Source organism: Pseudomonas sp. NBRC 111143 (assembly GCF_001320965.1).
In the GTDB taxonomy this organism is placed as follows: domain Bacteria; phylum Pseudomonadota; class Gammaproteobacteria; order Pseudomonadales; family Pseudomonadaceae; genus Aquipseudomonas; species Aquipseudomonas machongensis.
The window spans coordinates 44,406-70,083 of the sequence record NZ_BCBT01000030.1; the positions used below are offsets into that span (position 1 = coordinate 44,406).

Here is a 25,678-nt window from a genome sequence, read left to right on the forward strand (position 1 = left end):
GGTGGACAGCGTCAGGGGGTTTCGACCTCACGGGTCAGGCTGTCGAACAGGCCGCGCTCGACGCTGGCCTGCTCATCGCGCAGCGCGTTGTATGCCGCTGCAGCCTGTGCATCGGTGAGCACCAGCGGCTGCAGCTCAGCGTTGCTGCTGGGCAACTCCTGGCCGATCGCGTTCTCCAACGCTTTCTTGACCGAGGCCGACAAGGATGTAATGGGCTCGAGCTCCAAGGTCTCACCATCCAACTGTGCTGCGAAGTCTCGGCAATACTGCAGGTATTCAAGCCCGGGTCGCCAGAAGTCGGTGACCGCCTCGAACTGTGAGGCACTGGCGCGCCGGAGACTGAGCTGCCAAGTGGGCTGCTCGACGATCCATTGGCGGACCTGCGCTGGGTCTCGATCCAGGCGCTTCACTTCGTTGCTTACGTTGGCTTCGACCTTGTAGGACAGTTGGGCTGTTGGCCTGTAGAGCATGTTGTCGCTCGGCTCCGGATAGTCCAACTCGTCAGCGAGTGCCTGGCGCAATGCCAGGCGGATCTCTATGTCGTCTACCGGCCGCTCGAGCAACGCGTGGTCCGGGACTGCAGCCGTATCGTCCAGTGGATCCAGTGCAGGGATGTCTTCGCCGTTGTTTTCCAGCATCCGTTGGAGAGCGGCTTTGCGCAAACTGCGCGCAAGAGCAATGCGGTCAGCCAGATTGTTGACCAGCTCACGGCGGTAGCGTCGGCGTAGCAAGGTCCATTTGTCCCTGAGGGTAAAATTGCCCTGGCTGATTTTCTGCAAGCTGACCTCCGTCTCCAGTGCGCTGAACGCATCGGTGCCGGCATCACCGCAACTGGTGGGGTACTGCTCAGCGACATCGTTGAGCCTCTCGCGTAGTTCGGTACTCTCGCCGGCCGCTTTGAGCAAGGCCCAGACCCGTTTGCGTATATAAGCAGGTTGTTGCTGACTGTCTGCCGACTCGCGCAACAAGCCCAACTTGTCCAGCAGCGCCTGATTTTCACCAGCGCCGAACAGATCCGCCCAGAGGAGGCGTTGCGCTGGCGTGGCGTCGGCCTGCATGAATGCCTCTGTCGGACTCATTACACCTTCATGCTCGTGGACAACGAGCTGGATGCGCGCAAGCCCGGAGCGGGCCTCTTGTTCCAGCGCGTTGTAGTTGAAGGTCCAGCGCAGGCCCACCTGGCGCGCCCTGATTCCCTGGGCGAAAGGCGTGGCGAGGATGTCGTCGAGGTCGGGCAGGGTGCTGATGCGGTTTGTCGACAGGTCGAGCTCGCGCAACTGGTACCGCCTTTGACTCATGAGGGTCGTCAACCCTTGTGGCCATTGCTCCAGGTTGCAACGGGACAAGTTCAGGTGCGACAGCCGAGCCATGTAGCCAACATCTGGTGCCACGCCAAGAGGGTTGCCTCGCAGGCTCAAGTGCCGTACATCGACCATGTGCTGGAAACGCCCGGCACTGGACGCATCGAGAGTGATGTGATTGTTACTCAGGTTGAGGGTTTCAAGGCGGCGCGCGGCGAGGAAGTCGATATCTGCGGCACTCAGGGAAAGTGAGTTGGACCCTAGGTCCAGATCACGCAGATAAGGCATGGCGGCCAGGGTTTCCTGCATCTGCGTGCTGAGCCCGGTCAGACCATTGTCGGCGAGTACCAGCCTGCGAAGGTTTGGCGCCGCTTGCAGGGCCAGTGTCAGGGAGGGTTCGCTTATCTGTGGGTTGCCACGTATCTCCAGTCTTTCCAAAGCAGGGAAGCAGGCAAGCAGGTCGGGCTCTAGAGCCGTCAACCCCAGCCGATTGAGCCGTAATGTGCGTACATTCGGGAAGCGCGCCGAGATCTTGGGCAGTGTCGAGACCTCACCACCCAGAGCGGTGAGCTCCAGTTCGCGCTCCTGCGTATTTCGCCAAGCGATCATCAGGTCCCAGCCTACGCCGGTATCTATACCAGCATCCAGTGAAGCTTGCGCCCATCGGTCGATATCCCGGCTGAGCGTGCGCCACTCATATTCAAGACGAGAAATGTTGTCGCGCAGTACGCGGCCTTCGCCCAGGGACGCTATCAATTCATTGATCCGCGCGTCGGTAGACCCGGGGTACAGTACGTGGAGTCTCGCCCGCGGACCTGGCACGCCGCGACCACTGAGCCGATAGCCCAGCCGGCCGTCACTCAGGCGCAAGGGAGAGCGGAAGCCGGGCCTGACCGGTTGCTGGCCGATCAGTTGGCGGGCCTTGTTACGGTCGGCTGTGGCGAGTTCGAACAGCGCGGCATCTGTCTTTGGTGGTTGTGTTTGCAGGCCGTCGCGCAGGATCACGGTATCCGTGGTCGCCAGATCAGTCTGTTTCAAACCGAGGATGGCCCGGTCCAGACGGATGCTGGCTTGCATCAGGCGCGCTTCCTCGGCGACGCGCAGAGGGATGCGCCCATCACGGCTGTTCATCCTCGTACGCTCCTGGGGGCTGGCACTTTCGACGATCTCATCCACCGCGACCTCGGGCAGGCCGGGGAACTGCTGCGACAGGCGTTCGGTCGCCAGTGAAGTGTGTTCGACCTTGGCCGCGCGCAGGCTGTCGAAGATCGACTGGCGGTCAGCTTCCAGCTGGTTGGCGAGGCGCTCCTGCAAGACCAGAACCTGGGACGTCTGTTCAGCTTCGACGGGTGCAAGGCGCGAGGCCGGTTCGGCATCCATCTGAGCCAGTACGATGCTGGCTAGTTCGCCATTCTCCAGCTCCTCCCTGCTGAGCTGAATCACATGATCGTCGGGCATGCTGGCCCTGGGGTAGGTGATGGATTCGCCTGCACGCTCGTTCCCTGCGAACACTTCCAGAACGTGATCGCTTGGCCATTCTGGCAGTTGGGTCAGGGCATTGAGAGCAAAATTCTTGAGCGCGGCGAAGCGCGTTCCTTCGCGAACGCTGCGTGTCAGGCCGGAGATTCTCTCGGATGTGCGCAGACGCTCGAAGGCGTCCAGTAATTGTGCAGGCGTACGAGTATTTTCCATCAATTGGCGACGTAGCACGTCTGCGCCCAATCCGGTGCTGAGCAGCGCGCTGTTGCGTTGCTCTACGCTGAGGCTGTGCGCCACCGAACCCTGGCGCTCGAGCAGGGTGTCGCTGCCCCATGCCAGAGGATTTTCGTGCGCCACGCGCCAGGCCCCGGCGTCATTGTGAACGAGCAGAGGGCTATAGGCGTGCGGGTCGCTTGGGTGGCGTACGCGCCACTGGCCGTCCATGTCCTGGAACTGCTCGTAGAGATCTTCGCCCAGGCGTACATAGGTCTTGTCCTGGTAGACATATTGACCCCGTGCGTTGGGTTCGAGCTCGGAGGGGAGCTGCAGGTCACTGGCGTATCCCCCCATGTTCGGGCTCCACAGCCGTTCCTGGCCATTGACGTGAATGCTGTGCATCGAATCGACGAAATGCGATTGCAGTACCGCGCCACCCGCGACCGTGCCAACCAGCAGGCCGGTATTGATCGCCAGCGACTTCAAGTGCGCGATGGCTTGGGCCTTGTCGTTTTCTTCCCAGGCGTGGAGCGCGTCGAATACCGATTCCATCATCTGCGCGCCGACCACCAGGGACATGACGGGGTTGAGCCCTGGTATATAGGCGGCGGCGATGTTGAGGATGTCCATCCCGATTACAGCCCAGAACTCAAGGCGTTCCAGACGGGCTTGGGCATCGACGTCGGCGCTCGGCACCGCGATCGAGCGGGCATCGGCCTTCATACGTTTGACATGGCGTCTCTCCAGCTCACTCCACGGACTGGACGGCAGGTCCGTAAGGCTGGTGTCCAGGTTGACGGTGGTCCGCGCGATCAGCGCTGCATCGTTCGCTGTCGTGTTGCTGTACAGCGCATTGCGCAGCCGCGTGCTGAGTGCAGGTTGCACGGCGTGTGCGGTGTACCCGACGAATGTCTGGCGTACATTTGCATCGAGCAAGCGTGTGCGCAGGTGGATATGACATTCGGCCATTGATCTGAACTCTTTCAGCGTTTCGCTGCTGTCCCCCGGAAGGTAGAGCACCACGCATCTGGCCTTGGGGGTCACAATCGAAATGAGCATGAGTTCGTACAGCTCAAAACCGAAGACACTGAGCGACTGGCACTTGACCTCGTGTGTCTCGCTCCCGTCCGTGGGCAAATCGGCGCAGAGCTCGTGCAGAGCGGTGTATGTCGTCTGGCTGATGTCGCCTTTGAGGTAGGCGATACGAGTTTGCACCCTCAGCTCGTCCCGGCGCGCAAGCATTGAATCTTGCCTGATCTGCTCGGCCTTGCTGCCGTCATAGATCGAGGCCAGGTGCGCCTGATATTGCTGGCCCAGATCCAGACGCCGCGTCAGGACGATGAAGTCCGTCAGGTTGTGGATCAGGAACTCTCGATTATCACCCTTGAAGTGCCGCAGGCCGGCGAATCGGGGCCTGTCCAGCTCGCTCTTGAAGTTGTGCAGTGCAGCAGCCAGCACGGAACGGTAAACAGGAGTGCCTGTAGGGGTGTAAACCATTTCCGTCTGGCCGGGTTTTGGTAGTTCGACCTTGGCAGCTTGCGTGTAGTACTGCATGACATCGACCGAATGCTCCTCGCCATCGGGCGTGTGCTCATTGCTGAAGTACTGTTGCAGTAATGGCCGACAGAAATCGCTGATGCCCTTCAGCTCCGAAAGGCTGGCTTGCAGGGCGCGCACGCTCTTGGCGCGCTGGTCGAGTGCATTGCGCAGGGCCGCCTGATCTTCGGGGAGTGCCGAGGCGTACCAGTCATACGCGTGACCGCTGGGGTAGAGGTGGGGGCTGCGCTGTGTGTCCAGCAGCGCACTGAAGTGCTGCGGGTGCAGGTCCTTGCTCCAGTTCGGCAAGGTGCGCAGGATCTGTTGTTCATGTTGATAGGGAAGGCTGCTCATGGAGTGCTCCGTTCGTGGGAGCGTCCATTGGACGGGCCAGGAGGGCGCGCGCGCCTGTAGATGGTTAGCACCTGATCGTGAATTGTCCTGTCTGCGAGGGATCGGTTATGGTGCTGGCGATGCCTTTCGGAGCTACGACCAGGAGCTGTCCCATGCGTCCCTTTGCTATTCGTCATATCGATCATCTGGTGCTGCGAGTGCGCGATCTTCAGCGCAGTGTCGCGTTTTACCGGGATGTACTCGGCTGCCGGGTGAGCAAGGAGCGGCCGGACTTGGGCATGATCCATCTGGCCACCGGTACCGCGATGATCGATCTGGTGAGCCTGGACGGTGAGTTGGGACGCCCGGGCGGTGCTGCGGCAGGCGAGAGCGGGCGTAACCTGCATCACTTCTGCCTGCGTATCGAACCGTTCGACGAGCAGGCGTTGACCCGCTACCTGCAAGCCGCCGGGGTTGCGGTCGATGCCGCCGAAGTGCGATACGGCGCCGAGGGCGAGGGCCTGTCGCTGTACTGTTATGACCCCGATGGCAACCAGGTCGAGCTGAAAGGGCCTGTTGGCGAGCAGGCTACCCGTCCCTAGCGTCATCAAGGGCGCAGTGGATATCCGCGTAATCCCGATTATGCTTCAACGTACCTTGCTGCGATCCTGGGCAGCCCGCCCTGTCGTGCTTCGCGCAACCGTAGTCCTGCTTAGACCCGGGGCCAGGGTGCGATGCTGTTTTTCTGAGGTACTCCGGCCTGACAAGAACAAGACGGAGGCAACCCATGGCGGCAATCGACAGCACATCGACGGGCAGTGCGCCCCAACGCGGCATCAGTCGGGAGGAGCGCAAGGTCATCTTCGCCTCGTCCCTGGGCACCGTGTTCGAGTGGTACGACTTCTACCTTTACGGCTCGCTGGCGGCGATCATCGCCAAGCACTTCTTCGCCGGCGTCAACGAAACCACCTCGTTCATCTTCGCCTTGCTGGCGTTTGCCGCAGGCTTTGCCGTGCGGCCGTTCGGGGCCATCGTGTTCGGCCGACTCGGCGACATGATCGGGCGCAAGCACACCTTCCTCATCACCATCATTATCATGGGCCTGTCCACTGCCGTGGTCGGGATACTGCCCAGCTATGCCAGCATCGGCGTGGCGGCGCCGATCATTCTCATCTCCCTGCGGCTGCTGCAAGGCCTGGCGCTGGGCGGCGAGTACGGTGGCGCAGCGACCTACGTGGCCGAGCACGCACCGCCTGGCAAGCGTGGCTTTTTCACGTCGTGGATCCAGACCACCGCCACCTTGGGCCTGTTCCTGTCGCTGCTGGTGATCCTGACCTGCCGCACGGTGATGGGTACCGAAGCGTTCGAAGCCTGGGGCTGGCGGATTCCGTTCCTGATCTCGATCCTGCTGCTGGTGATTTCGGTGTACATCCGCATGCAGCTCAACGAGTCGCCGGTGTTCCTGAAGATGAAGGCCGAGGGCAAGGCGTCCAAGGCGCCGCTGACCGAATCCTTCGCGCGTTGGGATAACCTCAAGGTGGTGATCATGTCGCTGCTCGGCGGCACTGCCGGCCAGGCCGTGGTGTGGTACACCGGGCAGTTCTACGCGCTGTTCTTCCTGTTGCAGACCCTGAAGATCGACCCCCAGACCGCCAACTTGCTGATTGCAGGTTCGCTGTTGATCGGCACGCCGTTCTTCATCCTGTTCGGCAGCCTGTCCGATCGCATAGGGCGCAAGAAGATCATCATGGCGGGCTGCATCATTGCCGCGCTCACCTACTTCCCGATCTTCAAGGGCTTGACCGAGTACGGCAACCCGGATGTGTTTGTCGCCCAGGAGCAGAACCCCGTCGTGGTGATTGCCGACCCGGCGCAGTGCTCGTTCCAGTTCGATCCCGTGGGCAAGGCCAAATTCACCAGTTCCTGCGATATCGCCAAGAGCCTGCTGGCCAAGCGCGCCATTCCCTATGACAACGAACGTGCACAGCCCGGCAGTGTGGCGCAGGTGCGTCTCGGTGAACGGGTCATTGCAAGCTTCGAAGGCACAGGGTTGGCGGCGGCCGAGCTCAAGGCCCAGGGCGATGCGTTCACCGCGACCCTGACCGGCGCGCTGAAGGAGGCCGGCTATCCCGAAAAGGCTGACCCGGCGAAGATCCACTACCCGATGGTGTTGCTGCTGCTGACCCTTCTGGTGATCTACGTGACCATGGTCTACGGCCCCATCGCTGCCTGGTTGGTGGAGCTGTTCCCGGCGCGTATCCGCTACACCTCGATGTCGCTGCCTTACCACATCGGTAACGGCTGGTTCGGCGGTTTCCTGCCGACGGTGGCCTTTGCCATGGTGGCGGCCACGGGGGATATCTACTACGGGTTGTGGTACCCGATCGTCATCGCGGTGATGACCGCGGTGCTGGGTATCTTCTTCCTGCCTGAGACCAAGGACCGGGATATCAACCACGCCTGAAGAAACGGCCACTCCTGCAGGTTTTGCAGGAGTGGCCTTGTTTCGCGAGCACTGGCCGCTAGGCTGCAAGCCAGTCGCGAATCTGCTCCAGCGTGGCAGTCGCGCCACCGCAGACGATCATCAGTACGTTGCTGTACTGCGCCAGGCGCTCGGGCGCGTAGGCCAGGGCCAGCGCTGCGCCGCAGGCAGGTTCTACCAGTATTCGGTGATCGTGCAGGAAGCGCTCGCAGGCCTGGAGCGCCGCATGGTCGGTTACTCGCTCGCTGTGCAGTGGATGGTTTTGTGCGCAGGCCAGCGCCTGGTCCGCCACACGCTTGGCGCCCAGCGAGGTGGCCACCGAAGTGATGGCCGGCAGTTCCACCGGATGGCCCGCAGCGATGGCGGCGTGCAGTGATGCGGCACCGTCGGTTTCCACCGCCAGCACAGGCACGTCGTGCCAGCCATTGCGCTTGAGCCCCTCGACCACGCCGCTGAGCAGTCCGCCGCCCCCTACCGACAACACCACTGCATCGGGTTTGAGTCCGGCCTGGGCGACTTCGTCGATCATGCTGGCATGTCCGGTCCACAGCAGCGGGTCGTCGAACGGGTGGATGAACGCATCACCCGGGCCCAGCAAGCCTTGCGCATGCTGGTTGGCTTCTTGCCACGAGCTGCCTTTGACCACGACCTGGGCGTCTTCGAGTTTCAGCAGTTCGATGGCGCGCGTGCTGGTGGTTTCCGGCACCACCACGGTTACCGGCACGCCGAGCCTGCGCCCGGCATAGGCCACGGCGAGGCCGGCGTTGCCTCCGGAAGACGACACGAAGTGCCGGGCGCCACGCGCATGGTGCACTTCGCAGGCATGGCCTACGCCGCGCAGCTTGAACGAGCCAGAGGGCTGCAGGGCCTCGAGCTTGAGCCACAGGGTACGGCCGGCGGCCAGTGACAGCGGGCGGGATTCGATCAGAGGGGTCTGGACGTGCAAGGTCATGGTGGGCTCCGCATTCAGCGTTCGCGGGCAGCCGGCGTGGCGTCGCCGCGCAGCTGCTCCAGGTAGTTGTAGATGGTGTAGCGGGTCACGCCCAGGGCGTCGGCAGCCTTCTCCACGCCACCTTTGACGATGAACAGGCCGCGCTCCTGCATCACTCGTACGGCCTCGACCTTGGCTTGCTTGTTCATCCGCCCTCGGCCCGAGCGCTGCAGCGAGTCCTGGATGATTTCGCTCATCAGCAGCGTCATGTCGGCCGCCTCACGGGGCGGGTGTGTGTCCGGGAGGGCGCCGAGTGGCTGAAAGTGCTGGAGAAAGGTCATGGCGGCATCGAGGCCGGTGATGTCGGTGTTCACGCACAGGCTGGCGAACGGGTGGCCACCGCTGTCGCGAAAGATTGCCGTGGCGCTGCGCAGCGTGCGCCCCTTGAGGGTTGTGGGGTAGTCCGGCAGCACCACCGGCTCGCAGCCGTCCTGAGTACGGCCGGCGTGCATCAGTGCCTTGAAGCCTTGGTCCTGTTCCGGTGCGGCCAGGATCGGGCTGCCCACTCGACGGCCCGAAAGATGGCCGTTGACGATGGCGATCACCGAGTGCTCGGGATTGTCGAGGTCGTGCAGGAGGATTTCCAGGTTGCGCGGCGCAACGCTGCCCAAGGCCTGGAGCGCAGCCTTGAGGACGGTGAGGGTGAGATGGCGTTCTTGCTGAAGGGGGAGTGTGGGCATGGGAAATCGCCAGATTCTTAATTGTGTTGAATTTTACACAAATGGTTGAATCTGGCGAGTGTGGCTTGCGTTCGGACTTTAGCCCAGTGGTGGCGTGCGCGGTGGAATCACCCGGCGCGAGCCGGTGGCTTCGAAACCTGCGGCAAAGCGCAGCAGGGCATTGTCGTCATAGGCCCGGCCAGCGAAGGTCAGGCCCACTGGCATACCGATGTCGGCCATCACGCCCATCGGTACGGTCACTGTCGGCACACCCAGATGACGGATTGCCAGGTTGCCATTGGCGACCCAGATCCCGTTGCTCCAGGCGATGTCTGCCGAGGCTGGGTTGATATCGGCATCAGCCGGGCCGACATCGGCGACGGTGGGAAACAGCACCGCGTCCAGTTTGTGCTCGTCCATCCAGTCTTCCAGGTCCATCTTGCGCGTTTGCTCCAGGCCGCGCAGGCCGTCCGGGACGGTAGCGATCTGGTCCCAGGACTTGAGGCCACGCTTGGCCATGTTGACGTATTCGTCCATGCCGGCCGCCAGGTCGTCCTCGCGGTTGGGCAGGGTGCCCGGATCGTGCGGGAAGATCTTCGGCCCGTCGACGTCAGCCAGACGGTTCAGCTTGGGGTCGTTGTTGGCGCGCAGGAAATCGTCGAAGGCCCAGCCGGACAGTTCCCACAGCTCGTCGTGCAGGAATTCCTTGCTGACGATACCGCGGTTGTACACGGTCGGCGCTCCCGGACGATCACCCTCGCAGTTGGAGACCAACGGGAAGTCGGTTTCGACCACTTCGGCGCCTGCCGCCTCCAGCGCTTTGCGGGCTTGCTCCCAGAGGTCGATGACGCTGGCGCGGGTGTTGATGCGCTGGCCAGTCGGGCCACCAATGCCGGGTTTTTCCGACGTGCCGGCCTCGGCGTCGGCATTGATGTACATGCGCGGTACGGCAAAGCGCTTGCCTTTGAGCGCGCCGGCGCCGACGGCCAGGTCGAGGTAACTGGCGGGGCGCACGCTCGAGGCTGCCGGGATTGGCACCCAGGGTTGCATGCGCCAAAGGTCGCCACGGGTGTCGGCGTCGTCGGCCACCACCACGTCGAGAATTTCCAGCAGATCGGCCATGGTCCGTGCGTAAGGCACGACCACATCCATGGTTGGCGTGAGCGGCCAGTTGCCGCGCACCGAGATCACCCCACGCGATGGGGTGTAGGCGCACAGGCCGTTGTTCGACGCCGGCCCGCGACCGCTCGACCAGGTTTCTTCGGCCAGGCCGAAGGCGCTGTAGCTGGCCGCCGTGGCGGTACCGGCGCCGTTGGAGGAGCCAGAGGCGAAGGGCGCGGTGAGGTAAGCCGCGTTGTACGGGCTTTCGGCGCGGCCGTAGACGCCGCGCTGCATGCCGCCGTTGGCCATGGGCGGCATGTTGGTCTTGCCCAGGCAGATCGCGCCTGCAGCGCGCAGGCGCTCGACGGTGAACGCGTCGCGCTGGGCGACCAGATGCTCGAACGCCGGGCTGCCGGAGGCGGCGGTCAGGCCCTTGACCAGGTAGCTGTCCTTGGCGGTGTAGGGGATGCCGTCCAGCGGGCCAAGCGTGGTGCCGGCGGCGCGGCGGGCGTCGGAGGCCTCGGCCTCCCTGAGCGCTTCGGGGTTGCGCACCACGACGGCGTTCAGCGCGGTGGCGGTGTCGGCTCCATCGTAAGCGTCGATACGGGCCAGGTAGGCCTTGACCAGTTCGACCGCCGTCGTGCGGCCGGACTCGAGCGCGTTGCGCAGCTCGGCAATGGAAACCTCGGTTACCTCGATCATGCTGTCACCAAAATGTACAGGTGGATTTTATGCAGGCGAGTGTACAAGAAGCCCTGCGCGGGCGCAGGTTTGCACCAGGGAAAAACCTGTTTGCAGCACGGCATGTGCGGGCAGGAGGGCGTGTGCTCAGGAGGGCGCGCTTTGAAAAATTCAGAAACATCCGATATGTCACGACGGGCAAAACCATCAGCGTCTACCGTTTGTCGTAGCTAACCGTGCGCATGAAGCGCCCTGATGGAGATTACCCGTACATGGCAAGTCCGCCCGAACAACCTCGCAAGCCCACCATCAACCCACCGGTTTTCTGGATTTCCGCGGTCCTGCTGCTGATTCTGGTGCTGTACGCCAGCGTGTTCCAGGCCCATGCACAGGCGTTGTTCGCACATATCCAGGGCTGGATCATCGTCAATGTCAGCTGGTTCTACATTCTCGGTGTGGCGCTGATTCTCGGCACTGTGGTGTTTCTGGGCATCAGTCGCTACGGCGATATCAAGCTCGGCCCCGACCACAGCACCCCCGACTACAACAATGCCACCTGGTTCGCCATGCTGTTCTCCGCCGGCATGGGCATCGGCCTGATGTTCTTCGGTGTCGCGGAGCCTGTGATGCACTTCCTCAAGCCACCGCTGGGTGAGGGCGGCACGGTGCTGGCGGCGGGCGAGGCAATGCGTATCACCTTCTTCCACTGGGGGCTGCATGCCTGGGCGATCTACGCCATCGTCGCGTTGATCCTGGCCTATTTCAGCTATCGCCATGGCTTGCCGCTGACCCTGCGTTCGGCACTCTACCCGCTGATCGGCGAGCGCATCCACGGGCCACTGGGGCATGCGGTCGACATCTTTGCGATCATCGGCACGGTGTTCGGCGTCGCCACTTCGCTGGGCTTTGGCGTGTCGCAGATCAATACCGGGCTCAACGCCCTGTTTGGTGTGCCGGTATCCATCCCGGTGCAGATCGCGCTGATCATCGGTACCACGTTCCTGGCCACGCTGTCGGTGATGTCCGGGCTGGACAAGGGCATTCGGCGGTTGTCCGAGCTAAACCTGGGCCTGGCGGTGCTGCTGTTGCTGATGGTGATGCTGCTGGGGCCGACCGTGCTGATCCTGCAGACCTTCGTACAGAACACGGGTGGCTACCTGAGCGAGATCGTCAGTCGCACGCTCAACCTCTACGCCTATCAGCCCACCGACTGGATCGGTGGCTGGACCCTGTTCTACTGGGGCTGGTGGCTGGCCTGGTCGCCCTTTGTCGGGCTGTTCATCGCGCGCATCTCGCGCGGGCGCACCATCCGTGAATTCGTGACCGGCGTGCTGCTGGTGCCGACTGCGTTTACCCTGCTGTGGATGACGGTGTTCGGCAACACAGCGATCCACATGATCCTTGACGAGGGGTTGACCGACCTGGCCGCGGCGGTGGAGCAGGATACGTCGCTTGCACTGTTCGCCTTCCTCGAGCATTTCCCCTTCGCCAGCATCATCAGCACCCTGGCGGTGGTCATGGTGGTGGTGTTCTTCGTCACCTCGGCCGATACCGGCGCGATGGTGGTGGACATGCTGGCCTCCGGCGGCAAGGAGGGCACACCGATCCGCCAGAGGATCTTCTGGGCCTCAAGCATGGGTATCGTCGCCATCGCACTGCTGCTGGCCGACGGCCTCAAGGCGCTGCAGACCGCGACCATCGCCAGTGCGCTGCCGTTTACCCTGGCGTTGCTGCTGAGCATGCGCGGGCTGCTCAAGGCGCTCAAGCTCGACGCCACCAAGCGTGACCTGCGCTACCAGGCGCTGGCGATTTCCCCGACCGCTTCGCGGGCGGCGGGCAACTGGCAGCGACGTCTGCGCACCCTGGCGATGTTCCCGCGTCGTTCACATGTGCAGCGCTTCATCGCTGACGTAGCGCTGCCGGCCTGCCAATCGGTGGCCGAGGAGTGGCGTCGCCAGGGTTATGAATGCAGTGTCGAGGAAGGCGAGGCTGGCCGAGTGACGCTCAAGGTCGGGCCGAGCGATGAGGTGTTCGTCTACGAGATTCGCCCACGCGCCTATGCCATGCCCAGCTTCGTCCTGAGCGATGCCGCCGGGGAGGAGCGCAAGTACTTCCGTGCCGAAGTGCACTTGCGTGAGGGCGGGCAGGACCACGATGTGATGGGCTGGTCGAAGGACGAAGTGATCGGCGACATTCTCGATCACTTCGAACGGCACCTGCACTTCCTGCACCTGGTGCGTTGACGCCTACCTGTGGGAGCGGGTTTACCCGCGAAAAGGCCATCACGATGGCCGGTGTTCGCGGGTAGAGCCGTTACCGCAGGTCTGCCGCCGAGTGCCGCTCCGGCACCTGGCTTTGCTCGTCACCCCAGGTGCGGTTGACCCGGGTGCCGCGCTGCACGGCCGGGCGCAGGGCGATTTCTTCGGCCCAGCGCTGCACGTGCGGATATTCGTCCACCGCCAGGAATTCGGCCGCGCCGTACAGGTTGCCACGCACCAGCTGCCCGTACCACGGCCATACGGCGATGTCGGCGATGCTGTACTCGTCGCCACCCAGGTAACGGCTCACCGCCAGGCGTCGTTCGAGCACGTCGAGCTGACGCTTGGCTTCCATGGTGAAGCGGTTGATGGCGTACTCGATCTTTTCCGGCGCATACACGTAGAAGTGGCCGAAACCACCGCCCAGGTAAGGCGCCGAGCCCATCTGCCAGAACAGCCAGTTCAGGCTTTCGACGCGGGCGGCTGGGTCTTTCGGCAGGAAGGCACCGAACTTTTCCGCCAGGTGCAGCAGGATCGAACCGGACTCGAACACCCGCACCGGCGGCTCGACGCTGCGGTCGAGCAGGGCCGGTATCTTGGAGTTCGGATTGACCTCGACGAAGCCGCTGGAGAACTGGTCGCCATCACCAATGCGGATCAGCCAGGCGTCGTATTCAGCGCCGCTGTGCCCCAGGGCCAGCAGCTCTTCGAGCAGGACCGTGACCTTGACGCCGTTGGGCGTGGCCAGCGAATAGAGTTGCAGGGGATGCTTGCCGACGGGCAGGTCCTTGTCGTGGGTGGGGCCGGCGATCGGGCGGTTGATGCTGGCGAACTGGCCGCCTGCTGCGGCGTCGTTCTTCCAGACCTTCGGTGGGACGTAGGGGCTGCTGCTCATCCGATGAAATCTCCTGATGGTCTTCGATCCCATTGCGATCGCCTTGTGCGATCAGGGTGCGATTGGCCAAGACTAGGGCAGGAGAAGTGCTCAAGGGAAGTGAAGTATTGCGCAGGGGTTATAACCGCTGCGCGTCTGCCGGGGGCTTGCAGACGCGCAGCGGTCTGCATCAGGCCACGGGGATCAAGGGGTCGGCTGCGGCAAGGGCCGCAGCGCGTTCGGCCGCAGGTGGGTAGATCCAGATGCTGTTGATCTGGCTCTTGAGTGCCTTGGCCTCGTGCTTGTCTTCCGGCGGGCTGACCTTGCGGTCCCAGCCTTCGGTGTACACCGCACCCCAGGCACCGAGGTCCAGGCAGGTCACGTACTTGGGCTGGCTGTAGGTCATCGGCGCCACGCCGATCAACTCGGCGGCGGCGTTGTTGCCGGCGTAGCGACCCAGCGGGATGGCGTGCTGGCACGACATCACCGCGAAATTGCCCACCTCGTCGCAGGCGGCATAGGCGACGTCACCTGCCGCGTAGACCGCCGCATTGCCCTTGACCTTGAGGGTGCCGTCCACATGCAGACGGCCCTGGCGGTCGCGCTCGCCGCTGACCTGTGCGGTAAGTGGGTTGGCCACGAAGCCGACGGTCCAGATCACGGTATTGGCATCGATGCGCTGCCCGTTGTCCAGCGTGACGCCGGCGGCGTCCACTGCGGCTACTGATGCGCCGCAGATCCACTCCACGCCCAACGCTTGCGATGCCTGGACGATCGCCGGGCTGATGCCGTCGCCCAGCGCAGCACCGATCCGTGCACCGCGATCGACCACCACCACACGATGCTTGACCGGGTCGCCGAGGATCTTGCGCAGCCGCGCGGGGAGTTCAGTGGCCGTCTCGATACCGGTAAAACCGCCCCCGGCAACCACCACGGTATTGCGCGCCGGTGTATCGGGTTGGGCCGGCAACGACTTGAGATGCTCTTCCAGGCGTGTGGCGCTGTCGATCTTGTCGACATCGAATACCCGCTCGATGCCCGCAAGCGCCGGACGATTGAGGATGCTGCCGCACGCCATGATCAGCCGGTCGTAGGCCAGGGTCGCCTCGCTGCCATCTGCGCTGCGATAGCCGACGCGCTGGCCTGCCTCGTCGATGTGGTAGGCCGTACCTTGTACGAAGCGCACGTTTACTGCGTCGAACAGCGCTTGCAACGGGGCAGCCATCTGGTGAACGTCAGGCTCGTAGAAGCGTGGGCGGATGTGCAGCTCGGCCTGTGGTGCGAGCACCGTGATCTGGACGTCGTCGCGTGCGTGCAGGTCGAGCTGGCGCGCAGCGCCTAGGGCGCTCCAGAGGCCGGCGAAGCCTGCGCCGAGGATCAGGATCTGTTTCATCGTTGTGCTCCTGGAAAATTCCGGATACCGCAAATTATGGGTGTTGTCGGTAACGGGCACGGCATGCGATGACGCAGGAAGGGTCGCTCGAACGGTTGGCGGCGCAGTGCGGTTCGCCTGACTGGCCGAAGTCGATGATGAGGCTTGCTGGCGTCGCACGGCCGTGGCCCGACAGGCGTAGCCGCAAGGCTCGATCTGTCACGGCGATGCTACGTGCGCTGCCGGGGCGGCCCTAGGTCAAAGATCCCTGGATTTCGGCCAGTGGCACGCTACGGGCGAAACGGGCGCGATAGTCGCGTGGGCTGACCTGCAGGTGGCGCTGAAAAGCCAGGCGCAGGCGTTCTTCGTTACCGAAGCCGCACAGGCGTGCGATCTGCTCGATACGCTGCGCGGAGGACTCCAGCAGGCGGCGCGCGGCTTCCACGCGAAACAGCTCGAGGGTCTTGGCCGGGGTGCGACCGGTCTTTTGCTTGTACACCCGGGTGAAGTTGCGCAGGCTCATGTTCGCCTGGTCCGCCAAGCGCTCCACGCTCAGGCGCGGGTCGCCCAGGTTATCGTTGATCCATAGGTGCAAGGCTTCGAAGGCGGCGCTGTCTTCACCCTGGACCTTGAGCAGTTGGCTGAACTGGGTCTGGCCACCGGGCCGCTTGAGGAACACCACCAGTTCCCGTGCCACCTGCATGGCGACCTCTCGGCCACAGTCGGCTTCGACGAGGGCCAGTGCCAGGTCGATGCCGGCGCTGACGCCGGCCGAGGTCCACAAATGCTCCTGTTCGACGAAGATCGACTCGGCATCGACCTGTACCTCGGGGAATAGCCGCTGCAGGTCGTCGCACATCGCCCAGTGGGTGGCGGCACGACGCCCCTGCAGTAATCCGGCCGCGGCAAGCAGGAAGGTGCCACTGCACACCGATGCCGTGCGTCGTGCCTTGTGGCTGGCGTGTCGCAGGGCTTCGATCAACTCGCCCTGGTCGGGCAGCAGCCCGATCATCTGCGGTGCACCGGGCACCACCAGCGTGTCCAGGGCCTGGTCGAGCAGGACTTGCAGGCATTCGCTGGCCACCGCCAGGCCCTCGGCTGTGGTGATCAGCCCGCCGCCAAGACTTGCCGTACGCACTTCATAGCCTGGCAGCCCTCGTTCGTTGCGGGCCTTGCTCGCCGCCCAGAACACGGTCTGTGCGCCCGTCAGGTCAAGCAGGCCCATTTGCGGGTAGGCGAGGAACAGCACCCGACGCGGCAGGTCGTGGCAGACGTGGGGGGTATCCGGGAAGCTGGCGGGATGGGTCATGAGCATGTCGACGCTGGAAGGACGTCTACATGGTACTGCACCGCGGGCGAGGCCGCGGTGCCGAGCTGCCAGGTGGCGTGCCTTACAGGTCCAGCACCAGCCGTGCGCTGCGCGCGCGCGACACGCACAGCATCATGGTCTGCTGCGAGGCCTTTTCCTCATCGCTCAGGTACTGGTCGAAATGTTCGGCTTCGCCTTCGAGGATGGCCGTCTCGCAGGTGCCGCACACACCTTCGCGGCACAGGCACTCGACCTTGGCCGCCTTGGACTTCTCGATGGCCTGGAGGATGGTCATGCCTTGCTCGACTTCAAGTTCGGTGCCCGAGCGCGCCAGCACCACGGTGAAAGCGCTGCCGGCGGCAGGGGCGGCAGCGGCGAACTGCTCCCAGTGCACGCGTGACTCGGCGATCCCAGCTGCTGCGGCGCTGGCGATCACTGCGTCGATCAGCGGCTTGGGGCCGCAGACATAGAGATGCGCATCATCGGGCAGGTTGGCGCAGAGGGCGGCCAGGTCAAGCTTGCGCTCGAGGCTGTCGATGTAGAACCGTGTGCTGTGCGCATGCGGGCCATTTTCCAGGTCGGCCTGGAAGGCGCCGTGCTCGGGGGCGCGGAAGGCGTAGTGCAGTTCGTAGGGCGTCGCGCCGCCTTCGAGTTCGTGCAGTTGCGCCAGGAACGGAGTAATGCCGATGCCGCCGGCGATCAACACATGGCGACCTGCCTCCGGCTCCAGGGCGAACAGGTTGTTGGGGCTGGAGATGGTCAGTTCGCTGCCCACCTCCACCTGGTGATGCATGAACGCCGAGCCGCCCTTGGACTGCTCCTCGAGGCGCACGCCGATCTGGTAGCTGGACAGTTCGCGCGGGTCGCTCATCAATGAGTAGGCATTGCTGAACTGGCGCCCGTCGGCACCTTGCATCTGCACGATGACGTGGCTGCCACCGGTGAAGGCCGGCAGGGCGGCGCCGTCGGCGCGGGCCAGGGTGAAGCGCTTGATCAGCGGGGTGGCTTGCTCCACGCCGGTGACCTTTACCTTGAACATCTCGTATTGCTTGGCCATGGCGTACCTCGACAGCAAAGCCCCGCGCCAGGCCCTGGCGCGGGACGAACTTCAGGGAAATCAGTCGTCCAGGTGGGCGACGGCGATCAGGTTGTGGAAGTGGGCAATACCGTGCTCGCTGACACCGCTGCGCTGCTGGTCGACCATGATTCGGCCCTGGCCACGGTAGCCGCGGGACTTCAGGCCCTTCTGCACGCTTTCCACCAGGCGCAAGTCTTCTGGGCGGAACACTTCGCGGTACCAGTCGATGAGTTTTTGCTGCTCTTCGCTGATGTCCTTGTTGAGGAAGTAGATGTCGTAGTGTTGCAGGGTGGTTTCGGCATCGACCGGGAACTCGTAGATCACGGTCATGAAGTCGGCCCCTGGCGGCACGTTGAACATGGTGCACGGCCAGGCCCAGAAGCCGGCGAAGGACGGATCCTTGACCGATTCGTCGAATGTGAACGACTGCTCCGAAGGTGTCGCCACCCCGTACTGCAGGGTCCAGTTGCCGTGCAGGCTATGGCTGTACTGGCCGACGTCGACCGACGCGGAGAAACCAGGATGGGCCGGGGCGCAGTGGTAGCACTCCAGGTAGTTGTCGACGATGGATTTCCAGTTGGCCGGGGTGTCGCTGACGAAGCGCGCCGCCAGGTGCAGGTCGTCAATCACCGGGCAGGCCGCGCGCATGCGCTGCTGCAGGCCTGGAAGCTGGTCTTCGACGGAGCCTGCATCGTTGTCCATGTTGATGAAGATGAAGCCTGCGTATTCTTCAACGCGCAGTTGCACCAGGGTGGAGTTCTGCTTGTCGAAGTTGACCACGTTCTCGCAATTGCGCGCATGGGCCAGTTCGCCGTCGAGCTTGAAGGTCCAGGCGTGGTAGGGGCAGGTGATGACGTTCTTGGCCTTGCCGCTGCCTTCGAGCAACTGATGGCCGCGGTGCGGGCAGACGTTGTAGAAGGCACGCAGCACATCGTCGCGGCCACGCACGACGATGATGCTTTCGCCGATCACTTCGCGGGTGATGTAGGCATTCTTCTCGGCAACCTCGCTACCGTGGCCGACACAGATCCAGCTGCGGGCAAAGATCGCTTCCTTTTCGTGCTCGAACACCGAGGCCTTGGTATAGAAGTTGGCCGGGAGGGTATAGGCCTCTTCAGGGTTGATGCAGAAGTCGGCGGGCAGGCGTTTGAAATCGTTCATGGCTGTCTCTCGGTTTTATTTTGGTTGACGCGTATCTGTCAGTTAACAATCAGGGCAAAAAAATTTTCGATCCCGTGTCGAGCATCTTCGTAGGAGCGGGCTTGCCCGCGAAGGGCCCGCCCACTCACCACATACTCACCGGCGATCAGTGAACCGTCGCCGCGCTGCGCGGTGCTTTCGCGGGCGCTTGCTCACCGGCCAGGCGTGCCGCTTCTTCCTCGATGCGGTAGGCCGGCATGTCGCCGTAGTCCGCGGCAAGCCATTTGAAGAATCCGTAGATCTTCACCAGCAGGATCACCATGAACGGTATCGCGGTCAGGACCACTGCGGTCTTCATGGTCGACAGCGAGGCCTTGGCGAACAGCATGGCCAGCGGTACCAGGGTCAGCACCACACACCAGAACAGGCGCAGGGTCGGGCTCGGGTCTTCGCCTTCACGCAGGTTGCGGGTGCTGGTGGCGGCCACGGCGTAAGCGGCGGCGTCCATGTGCGAGGCACAGAACACGGCCATGATGAACAGGTACGCGGCCAGGAACAGCGTGCCCCACGGCAACGCCAGCAGCAGGTCGGTTACCGCCGCTTCGCCGCCCAGTTCACTGAGCATCTTCGGCACGTCGATCTGACCGTTGATGAACTGGTGCATGCTGTAGCTTTCCAGCGCGCCGAAGAAGAACCAGCAACCGAAGCTGCCGCCCATCAGCAGGGCGAACACCACTTCCTTGATCTGCCGGCCGCGCGATACACGGGCGACGAACATGGCAACGCCTGGGGCATAGGATACCCACCACAGCCAATAGAACACTGTCCAGTTGCGGGTGAAGGCGCCGTCGCCGGCCGGGTCGGTGAACAGGCTCATGTGCACGTAGTGCTGGAACATCAGGCCGACGGCGTTGGCCGTGTTGTTGATGGTGAACTGGGTCGGGCCGACCAGCAGCACCACGCCGGCGAACACCAGGGCGCCGATGCAGACCATCTTCGACAGGCGCTGCAGGCCGCCATCGATACCGATGTAGGAGCTGAGCGAGAACAGCAGCGCCACCGCGCCGATCACCAGCAGTTGCACGGTGAAGGTGTTGGGGGTGCCGACCAGGTCCGACAGGCCGCGGGTCAGGGTCGAGGCGGTCAATGCCAGCGACACGGTCAGCGCGCCCATCATGGTCAGCAGGAAGATCAGGTCCACTGCGCGGCCAACGGGGCCGGTGGCCTTGAAGCCGGTCACCGCTTCGATGATCGAGGCCAGGTTCAAGCCGCTCTTCTTGCGTACGTGGAAGTGATAGGCCAGGGCCAGCGATGCCAAGGCGTAGATCGACCAGGCGCTGATGCCCCAGTGGAAGAACGAGTAGCTGACGCTGTATTCCAGGGCCTGGGCGGACATCGGTGCGATGTTCAGGCCGGGTGTCTGGTAGTAGTAGGCCCATTCCATCACGCCCCAGTACAGGGTCGAGGACCCCATGCCTGCGCAGATGAACATGAACACCCAGGTGGTGGTGGCATATTCGGGTTTGCCACTGCCCAGGCGGATGTTGCCGTACTTGCTGAAGGCGATGTACAGCACCGCGAGGGTGCTGGCGAACACCAGCACCTGAACGCTGGTGCCGAAGGTACGGGTGGACAGTTCGAACAGCTGGTTGGCCATGCCTTCTGCCTGAACAGGGAAGGCTGCGAGGCCGATCACGGTGAGCAGTACAGCAAGCAGGCTCATGGCAATCAGGAACACGTCGATCTTTTTGTTATCGGGGGACATCAATTGTCTCCTGGAGCTTTTCTTGTAGTAGGAGTCAGGCGTTGGGGAAGTCCGTATCGGTGAGGCTTTTTTACTCTGTTAACCATTGATTAACACAAATCCATTGGTTAACGAAAAGTGTGCATGGATTTGTCGAGGGCCGCAAGAGGATCGTCGGACAATCCTGATGGCGGGTTTTGTGGCGATGTGGTCAAAGCGAGGCTGGTGCAGTTCCGGTGAGCGCGCGAAGCCCGCTCTATCCCTATGAGAGCGGCGGCCCGCCGCTCTCACGGATATCCATACTGCTGGTCAGGCGCCGAGCAGTTCGGCGATGGCCTTGCCGACCTCCTGAGTGGAACGGCTGCCGCCCATGTCGCGGGTGGTGTCGCCGTTGGCGATCACGGTCTCGATGGCCTTGAGGATGTCGTCGTGAGCGGCCTGGTAGCGCGCGTCGTCGCCGTCCTTGCCGAGGAACTCGAGCATCAGCGCGCCGGACCAGATCATCGCGATCGGGTTGGCGATGTTCTTGCCGTAGATGTCTGGCGCCGACCCATGCACCGGCTCGAACAGCGACGGGAACTTGCGTTCGGGGTTGAGGTTGGCCGAGGGCGCGATGCCGATGGTGCCAGCGCACGCCGGACCCAGGTCGGAGAGGATGTCGCCGAACAGGTTGGAGGCCACCACCACGTCGAAACGTTCTGGCTGCAGCACGAAGCGTGCGCAGAGAATGTCGATGTGCTGCTTGTCCCAGCTGATCTCGGGGTAGTGCGCGGCCATCGCGGCGGTGCGCTCGTCCCAGTAGGGCATGCTCACGGCCATGCCGTTGGACTTGGTCGCCGAGGTCACGTGCTTGCGCTCGCGGGTCTGGGCGACTTCGAACGCGTACTTGAGGATGCGGTCGACGCCGCGGCGTGTGAACACCGATTCCTGCAACACGAATTCGTTGTCGGTGCCTTCGAACATGCGTCCGCCGAGCGAGGAGTACTCACCCTCGGTGTTCTCGCGGATCACCACGAAGTCGATATCACCCGGCTGCTTGTTGGCCAGTGGGCAGGGCACGCCAGGGAACAGGCGCACCGGGCGGATGTTGACGTACTGATCGAAGTCGCGGCGGAACTTGAGCAGCGAGCCCCACAGCGAGATGTGGTCGGGGACCTTGTCTGGCCAGCCGACGGCACCGAAGAACAGCGCATCGAAGCCCTTGAGCTGTTCGAACCAGTCATCGGGCATCATCTTGCCGTGGGCCAGGTAGTAGTCGCAGCTGGCCCATTCGAAGAACTCGAATTGCAGGTCCAGGCCGTGCTTGCGTGCCGCGGCCTCGACCACGCGGATGCCTTCGGGGAGGACTTCGTTGCCGATGCCGTCACCCGGGATGGCGGCGATTTTGAAGGTCTTGGTCATGACGTGCATCTCGTGTGTGGGAACAGATGTGGCTCATGCTATAAGGAGGCGATTCAGAGATAATCCATCCATTCATTTATTCTTAGTGTACGTATCGTGAATAATCTGCCGAACCTCGACGACCTCGATATCTTCCTGCACGTGGCCCGTCGTGCCAGCTTTGCTGCAGTGGCGGACGAGCGCGGCATGTCGCCGGCGTTCGTCAGCAAGCGTATCCGGCTGCTCGAAGAAAGCCTGGGCGTACGCCTGCTGCATCGCACCACGCGACGGGTGACGGTGAGCGAGGAGGGCGAACGGGTCTATCAGTGGGCACAACAGATCTTCAATGCGCTCCAGGGCATGGACGACGATCTCAACGCCGGCCAGCGCGAGCCTGTCGGGCAACTGCGCATCGCCAGCAGCCTGGGGCTGGGGCGACGTTTCGTGGCACCAGCACTGTCGGAGCTGGCGGCGCGCTATCCGCGCCTGGACATCCGTCTGGACGTGCACGATCGGCTGGTGGACCTGATCGCCGAAGGTGTCGACCTGGACATTCGCGTGGGCAACGTCATCGCACCGCACCTGATTGCCAAGCCTCTGGCGCGCAATCGCCGGGTGCTCTGCGCGGCGCCGGCCTACCTGGCCCGGCACGGTACACCGCGCACCTTGGCGGAGCTGGCCAGCCACGACTGCCTGGTGATCAAGGAACGCGATCATCCGTTCGGCCTGTGGCACCTGGAGGGGCCCAGTGGCGAAGAAAGCGTGCGGGTGACCGGGCCGCTGTCGAGCAACCATGGCGAGGTGGCGCACCAGTGGTGCCTGGATGGGCGGGGAATCCTGCTGCGCTCGTGGTGGGATGTGCACGACAACCTGATCGATGGCCGTTTGGTACAGGTACTGGAGGATTACCAGCAGGCGGCGGACATCTGGGCGGTGTACACCGCGCCCCTGGCCGGATCGGCCAAGGTGCGGGTCGCGGTGGAGTTCTTCCGGCAGTATTTTGCCGAGCGGTATCGATTGCCGGGGTAACTTCAGTCTTTGCCCTCGACGGCAATCGGCCCTGTAGGAGTGGCCTTATGTTGCGAAAGGGCTGCGCAGAAGCGCCCGATACTCTGTGTATCTGCACAGATCCTGGACCCGCTACGCGGCACCTTTCAGGACACAAGCAGCGATTAGGCGCTCCGACTTGCCGCGAGACGACCGCTGCAAAACCGCCCAACCCTTGCGCAAACAGCTGACTGTTGCGCAACCCTGGGCCGCAACTGTGCTGGTCACTGTCGAAGGAATACCCTTATGCTGTAACGAAATATGTCTAGTAAAGCCTGAGAGAAGGAACACCGAAATGCCAGTCAAGGACCTGCTGATCGCTCTGGTGGTGATCATTGCCTGGGGCGTCAACTTCGTGGTCATCAAGGTCGGGCTCGACGGCCTTCCGCCCATGCTGCTCGGTGCCTTGCGTTTCATGCTGGTGGCGTTTCCGGCAATCCTCTTCATCAAGCGTCCGAACCTGCCCTGGCGTTGGCTGATTGCCTATGGCGCGACCATCTCGCTGGGGCAGTTCGCCTTCCTGTTCCAGGCCATGTACAGCGGCATGCCCCCGGGTCTGGCTTCGCTGGTGCTGCAGTCGCAGGCGTTCTTCACCCTGGGTTTCGCCGCGCTGTTTCTGGGCGAGCGCTTGCGCCCGGCCAGTGTACTCGGATTGCTGGTGGCGGCCGGCGGCCTTGCGGTGATCGGCAGCGAAGACAGCAGCCATGTGCCATTTGTGGCGCTGCTGTTGACCCTGTGCGCCGGCGCCATGTGGGGCATGGGCAATATCATTACCCGTCGCTTCGGCTCGGTGGATCTGGTGGCCCTGGTGATCTGGGGCGGGTTGATTCCGCCGCTGCCGTTCCTGGCGCTGTCGTGGTGGTTGGAGGGGCCGGAGCGCATCGGTCATGCGCTGGCCAACATCGGCATGAGTTCGGTGCTGGCGCTGCTCTACCTGGCGCTGGTCGCCACCATGCTCGGCTACAGCCTGTGGAGCACACTGCTGTCCCGTCACCCGGCCGGCAAGGTCGCGCCATTTTCGCTGCTGGTGCCGGTGATTGGCCTCAGCTCTTCGGCCTGGCTGCTCGACGAGCGCCTCAGCGCCGCGCAGGGTTGGGGGGCGCTGCTGGTGATGCTGGGGCTGCTGATCAATGTCTTCGGGCCTCGCCTGAGCCAGCGCCTGCGAGCTGCCAGCGCGCACTAGCGTTGTTCAGTGCAAGGCTCTGTTAGGATCTGGGGTTTTCCAGAACCACGGAGCCGCGCCCATGATCATTTCCACCACCAGCCAGCTCGAAGGTCGCCCGATCGCCGAGTACCTCGGCGTGGTCAGCGCCGAATCGGTGCAGGGCGTCAATTTCGTGCGCGATTTCTTCGCACGCTGGCGCGACTTCTTCGGCGGTCGCTCGCAAACCCTGGAAAGCGCATTGCGCCAGGCGCGCGAGCAGGCCACCGAGGAACTGCTGGAGCGGGCACGTCGCTTGCAGGCCGATGCAGTGGTTGGCGTGGACTTCGAAATCAGCATGCCGTCCGTGCAGGGCGGAATGGTCGTGGTGTTCGCCACCGGCACGGCTGTGCTCCTTAGATAGCGGCCAGGTGCCATTGGTCGGGCAAAGGACTTTCGTCCGAGTGGTCTGCAAATGACCGACTAGTCTCATTTCTACGGGCCGTGTTTCTCTGGGCAAGCAGGTTGCTTGCCGACGCGGACGCCTTTGGAGGGAGACAGGGCATGAGCGAGTCCTATATCGAAGACCTGAACGACGCATTCCCGATCAATAACCAGGTGCGTTGCGGCCAGACGGCCTTTCACCTGGGTTTTGCCAACATGACCCTCGACGAATCCGAGCAGCTTCAGCCGGCCCATTTGCAGCGCAGCAAGAAAGGGCGTTTCACGCCACGGGTGCCAGCCAAGAAGTCATCCTGACGCCTCATTGATCCCATTGCGGGAGACCGCGCCAGGCATGAAAAAGCCCGGCCTTGCGGGCCGGGCTCAAGTAGCGGTGTACAACTCAGTTGAGTGGGTCGATCACCTTGACGGCCTGCTGCTCACGGGCAGCGGGCCATTCTTGTTGCAGGGTCATGAGCACGCGTTCGACGAACTGAGTGTCGGCGGCGGCCTTCTTGCCGACGTAGCCCTGGCCACGGCGGTAGACCTTGAAACGGGCGCACATGCTGTCGGGCATATGCAGGTCGGATTCGTCTTCGACGGTGTTGGCCGGCAGGCGGTCGAGGCGGACCTCGCCGGTCTGGCTGACCCACAGCAGGTGGTCGTCGAGGCTGTCCTTGCGCGCGGCGAACAGCTGGGCCAATTGGTCGATCGTAGGATTGTTGTTCAAGTTCATCATAAAGCCCCCATTACCCATTCGTTGGTGATTTTCACAGTTGGCGCCACAGCGGTGTAGCGCTCTACCAAGGCTGCTACAGCAGCATCGCAACAGGGGCTTTCTCACGCTGCCTTTTGGACAGTTTCCCTCTCCACGAACGGCCTGCGTTACCGCGCAGGCCGTCTGGAATACCCTTGCCACCGCTCCCGATCAGGGAGACGGCCTCATCATGCACAAGGCTGGGGAAGGGCGTCAATGGTTTTGTAGTGAAAATTTTTGCTCACTACATCTTGTCGGACAATCCTGCTTTTTCAGGGGAATAGCGTGTACTTGAGGTCATCCGTTTCAAGGAGTTCGCATGCGATTGTGTGAGGGCTGGTAGGTGCCTGCCGAAAGA

19 protein-coding genes are annotated in these 25,678 nt (G+C 63.1%); 7 read left to right on the top strand and 12 right to left on the bottom strand.

Annotated elements, in window-relative coordinates; genetic code table 11:
- Window positions 1-11 precede the first annotated feature (11 nt).
- The gene (locus APH44_RS17160; protein WP_054893757.1) at window positions 12-4,886 is read right to left on the bottom strand and encodes an NEL-type E3 ubiquitin ligase domain-containing protein; all 4,875 of its coding nucleotides are present in this window, start codon (window positions 4,884-4,886) and stop codon (window positions 12-14) included.
- Window positions 4,887-5,038: 152 nt separating this feature from the next.
- Between APH44_RS17160 and APH44_RS17165 the strand changes: the two genes are divergently transcribed.
- Window positions 5,039-5,467 carry a VOC family protein gene (locus APH44_RS17165; protein WP_054893758.1) on the top strand — a complete coding sequence of 143 codons (429 nt, stop codon included), beginning with the start codon at window positions 5,039-5,041 and terminating at the stop codon, window positions 5,465-5,467.
- Between the two features lie 185 nt (window positions 5,468-5,652).
- On the top strand, window positions 5,653-7,329 hold the full coding sequence (locus tag APH44_RS17170) for an MFS transporter (protein WP_054893759.1): 1,677 nt from the start codon (window positions 5,653-5,655) through the stop codon (window positions 7,327-7,329).
- Between the two features lie 58 nt (window positions 7,330-7,387).
- Here APH44_RS17170 and APH44_RS17175 read toward each other — a convergent pair whose 3' ends face one another.
- From APH44_RS17175 to APH44_RS17185, 3 genes are all read right to left on the bottom strand, one after another.
- Window positions 7,388-8,299: a pyridoxal-phosphate dependent enzyme gene (locus tag APH44_RS17175; protein ID WP_054893760.1), complete on the bottom strand. Its 912-nt coding sequence runs from the start codon at window positions 8,297-8,299 to the stop codon at window positions 7,388-7,390.
- A 14-nt stretch (window positions 8,300-8,313) separates the two neighbouring features.
- Window positions 8,314-9,018: a transcriptional regulator gene (locus tag APH44_RS17180; protein ID WP_054893761.1), complete on the bottom strand. Its 705-nt coding sequence runs from the start codon at window positions 9,016-9,018 to the stop codon at window positions 8,314-8,316.
- Window positions 9,019-9,096: 78 nt separating this feature from the next.
- A complete protein-coding gene (locus APH44_RS17185; RefSeq protein WP_054893762.1) occupies window positions 9,097-10,800 on the bottom strand; it encodes an amidase in 1,704 nt (567 codons plus the stop codon).
- Between the two features lie 251 nt (window positions 10,801-11,051).
- Between APH44_RS17185 and APH44_RS17190 the strand changes: the two genes are divergently transcribed.
- Complete coding sequence (locus APH44_RS17190; protein ID WP_054893763.1) at window positions 11,052-13,022, top strand: choline BCCT transporter BetT; 1,971 nt, start codon at window positions 11,052-11,054, stop codon at window positions 13,020-13,022.
- Window positions 13,023-13,092: 70 nt separating this feature from the next.
- Here the strand turns inward: APH44_RS17190 and yghU are convergent, their stop codons facing one another.
- From yghU to APH44_RS17225, 7 genes are all read right to left on the bottom strand, one after another.
- Entirely contained in the window at window positions 13,093-13,932 is an 840-nt protein-coding gene (gene yghU, locus APH44_RS17195; protein WP_054893764.1) for a glutathione-dependent disulfide-bond oxidoreductase, read from the bottom strand.
- Between the two features lie 169 nt (window positions 13,933-14,101).
- Window positions 14,102-15,304, bottom strand: a complete 1,203-nt coding sequence (locus tag APH44_RS17200) for an NAD(P)/FAD-dependent oxidoreductase (protein ID WP_054893765.1) — start codon at window positions 15,302-15,304, stop codon at window positions 14,102-14,104.
- Window positions 15,305-15,536: 232 nt separating this feature from the next.
- Complete coding sequence (locus APH44_RS17205) at window positions 15,537-16,592, bottom strand: GlxA family transcriptional regulator (RefSeq protein ID WP_054893777.1); 1,056 nt, start codon at window positions 16,590-16,592, stop codon at window positions 15,537-15,539.
- Window positions 16,593-16,674: 82 nt separating this feature from the next.
- Window positions 16,675-17,649, bottom strand: a complete 975-nt coding sequence (locus tag APH44_RS17210; protein WP_054893766.1) for a PDR/VanB family oxidoreductase — start codon at window positions 17,647-17,649, stop codon at window positions 16,675-16,677.
- A gap of 60 nt (window positions 17,650-17,709) precedes the next feature.
- Window positions 17,710-18,831: an aromatic ring-hydroxylating dioxygenase subunit alpha gene (locus APH44_RS17215; protein ID WP_054893767.1), complete on the bottom strand. Its 1,122-nt coding sequence runs from the start codon at window positions 18,829-18,831 to the stop codon at window positions 17,710-17,712.
- A gap of 145 nt (window positions 18,832-18,976) precedes the next feature.
- Window positions 18,977-20,575: a BCCT family transporter gene (locus APH44_RS17220; RefSeq protein ID WP_054893768.1), complete on the bottom strand. Its 1,599-nt coding sequence runs from the start codon at window positions 20,573-20,575 to the stop codon at window positions 18,977-18,979.
- A 288-nt stretch (window positions 20,576-20,863) separates the two neighbouring features.
- Window positions 20,864-21,955: a tartrate dehydrogenase gene (locus APH44_RS17225; protein WP_054893769.1), complete on the bottom strand. Its 1,092-nt coding sequence runs from the start codon at window positions 21,953-21,955 to the stop codon at window positions 20,864-20,866.
- A 96-nt stretch (window positions 21,956-22,051) separates the two neighbouring features.
- On the opposite strand from APH44_RS17225, the gene APH44_RS17230 reads away from it, so the two are divergent.
- From APH44_RS17230 to APH44_RS17245, 4 genes are all read left to right on the top strand, one after another.
- Window positions 22,052-22,963, top strand: coding sequence for a LysR substrate-binding domain-containing protein (locus tag APH44_RS17230; RefSeq protein WP_054893770.1), 912 nt, complete (start codon window positions 22,052-22,054; stop codon window positions 22,961-22,963).
- A gap of 313 nt (window positions 22,964-23,276) precedes the next feature.
- The gene (locus tag APH44_RS17235) at window positions 23,277-24,164 is read left to right on the top strand and encodes an EamA family transporter (RefSeq protein WP_054893771.1); all 888 of its coding nucleotides are present in this window, start codon (window positions 23,277-23,279) and stop codon (window positions 24,162-24,164) included.
- 61 nt (window positions 24,165-24,225) lie between these two features.
- The gene (locus APH44_RS17240) at window positions 24,226-24,546 is read left to right on the top strand and encodes a YbjQ family protein (protein WP_054893772.1); all 321 of its coding nucleotides are present in this window, start codon (window positions 24,226-24,228) and stop codon (window positions 24,544-24,546) included.
- 140 nt (window positions 24,547-24,686) lie between these two features.
- The gene (locus APH44_RS17245; RefSeq protein WP_054893773.1) at window positions 24,687-24,881 is read left to right on the top strand and encodes a hypothetical protein; all 195 of its coding nucleotides are present in this window, start codon (window positions 24,687-24,689) and stop codon (window positions 24,879-24,881) included.
- A gap of 85 nt (window positions 24,882-24,966) precedes the next feature.
- Here the strand turns inward: APH44_RS17245 and APH44_RS17250 are convergent, their stop codons facing one another.
- Entirely contained in the window at window positions 24,967-25,302 is a 336-nt protein-coding gene (locus tag APH44_RS17250) for a hypothetical protein (protein WP_054893774.1), read from the bottom strand.
- Window positions 25,303-25,678: the final 376 nt, after the last annotated feature.

Bases quoted from the DNA above. Each gene is read 5' to 3' on its own strand.
- APH44_RS17200 (WP_054893765.1), bottom strand. From the start codon at position 15,304: ATGAAACAGATCCTGATCCTCGGCGCAGGCTTCGCCGGCCTCTGGAGC.
- APH44_RS17165 (WP_054893758.1), top strand. From the start codon at position 5,039: ATGCGTCCCTTTGCTATTCGTCATATCGATCATCTGGTGCTGCGAGTG.
- APH44_RS17220 (WP_054893768.1), bottom strand. From the start codon at position 20,575: ATGTCCCCCGATAACAAAAAGATCGACGTGTTCCTGATTGCCATGAGC.
- APH44_RS17250 (WP_054893774.1), bottom strand. From the start codon at position 25,302: ATGATGAACTTGAACAACAATCCTACGATCGACCAATTGGCCCAGCTG.
- APH44_RS17180 (WP_054893761.1), bottom strand. From the start codon at position 9,018: ATGCCCACACTCCCCCTTCAGCAAGAACGCCATCTCACCCTCACCGTC.
- APH44_RS17210 (WP_054893766.1), bottom strand. From the start codon at position 17,649: ATGGCCAAGCAATACGAGATGTTCAAGGTAAAGGTCACCGGCGTGGAG.
- APH44_RS17170 (WP_054893759.1), top strand. From the start codon at position 5,653: ATGGCGGCAATCGACAGCACATCGACGGGCAGTGCGCCCCAACGCGGC.
- APH44_RS17185 (WP_054893762.1), bottom strand. From the start codon at position 10,800: ATGATCGAGGTAACCGAGGTTTCCATTGCCGAGCTGCGCAACGCGCTC.
- APH44_RS17240 (WP_054893772.1), top strand. From the start codon at position 24,226: ATGATCATTTCCACCACCAGCCAGCTCGAAGGTCGCCCGATCGCCGAG.
- APH44_RS17190 (WP_054893763.1), top strand. From the start codon at position 11,052: ATGGCAAGTCCGCCCGAACAACCTCGCAAGCCCACCATCAACCCACCG.
- APH44_RS17205 (WP_054893777.1), bottom strand. From the start codon at position 16,592: ATGACCCATCCCGCCAGCTTCCCGGATACCCCCCACGTCTGCCACGAC.
- APH44_RS17175 (WP_054893760.1), bottom strand. From the start codon at position 8,299: ATGACCTTGCACGTCCAGACCCCTCTGATCGAATCCCGCCCGCTGTCA.
- APH44_RS17245 (WP_054893773.1), top strand. From the start codon at position 24,687: ATGAGCGAGTCCTATATCGAAGACCTGAACGACGCATTCCCGATCAAT.
- APH44_RS17215 (WP_054893767.1), bottom strand. From the start codon at position 18,831: ATGAACGATTTCAAACGCCTGCCCGCCGACTTCTGCATCAACCCTGAA.
- APH44_RS17235 (WP_054893771.1), top strand. From the start codon at position 23,277: ATGCCAGTCAAGGACCTGCTGATCGCTCTGGTGGTGATCATTGCCTGG.
- APH44_RS17225 (WP_054893769.1), bottom strand. From the start codon at position 21,955: ATGACCAAGACCTTCAAAATCGCCGCCATCCCGGGTGACGGCATCGGC.
- yghU (WP_054893764.1), bottom strand. From the start codon at position 13,932: ATGAGCAGCAGCCCCTACGTCCCACCGAAGGTCTGGAAGAACGACGCC.
- APH44_RS17160 (WP_054893757.1), bottom strand. From the start codon at position 4,886: ATGAGCAGCCTTCCCTATCAACATGAACAACAGATCCTGCGCACCTTG.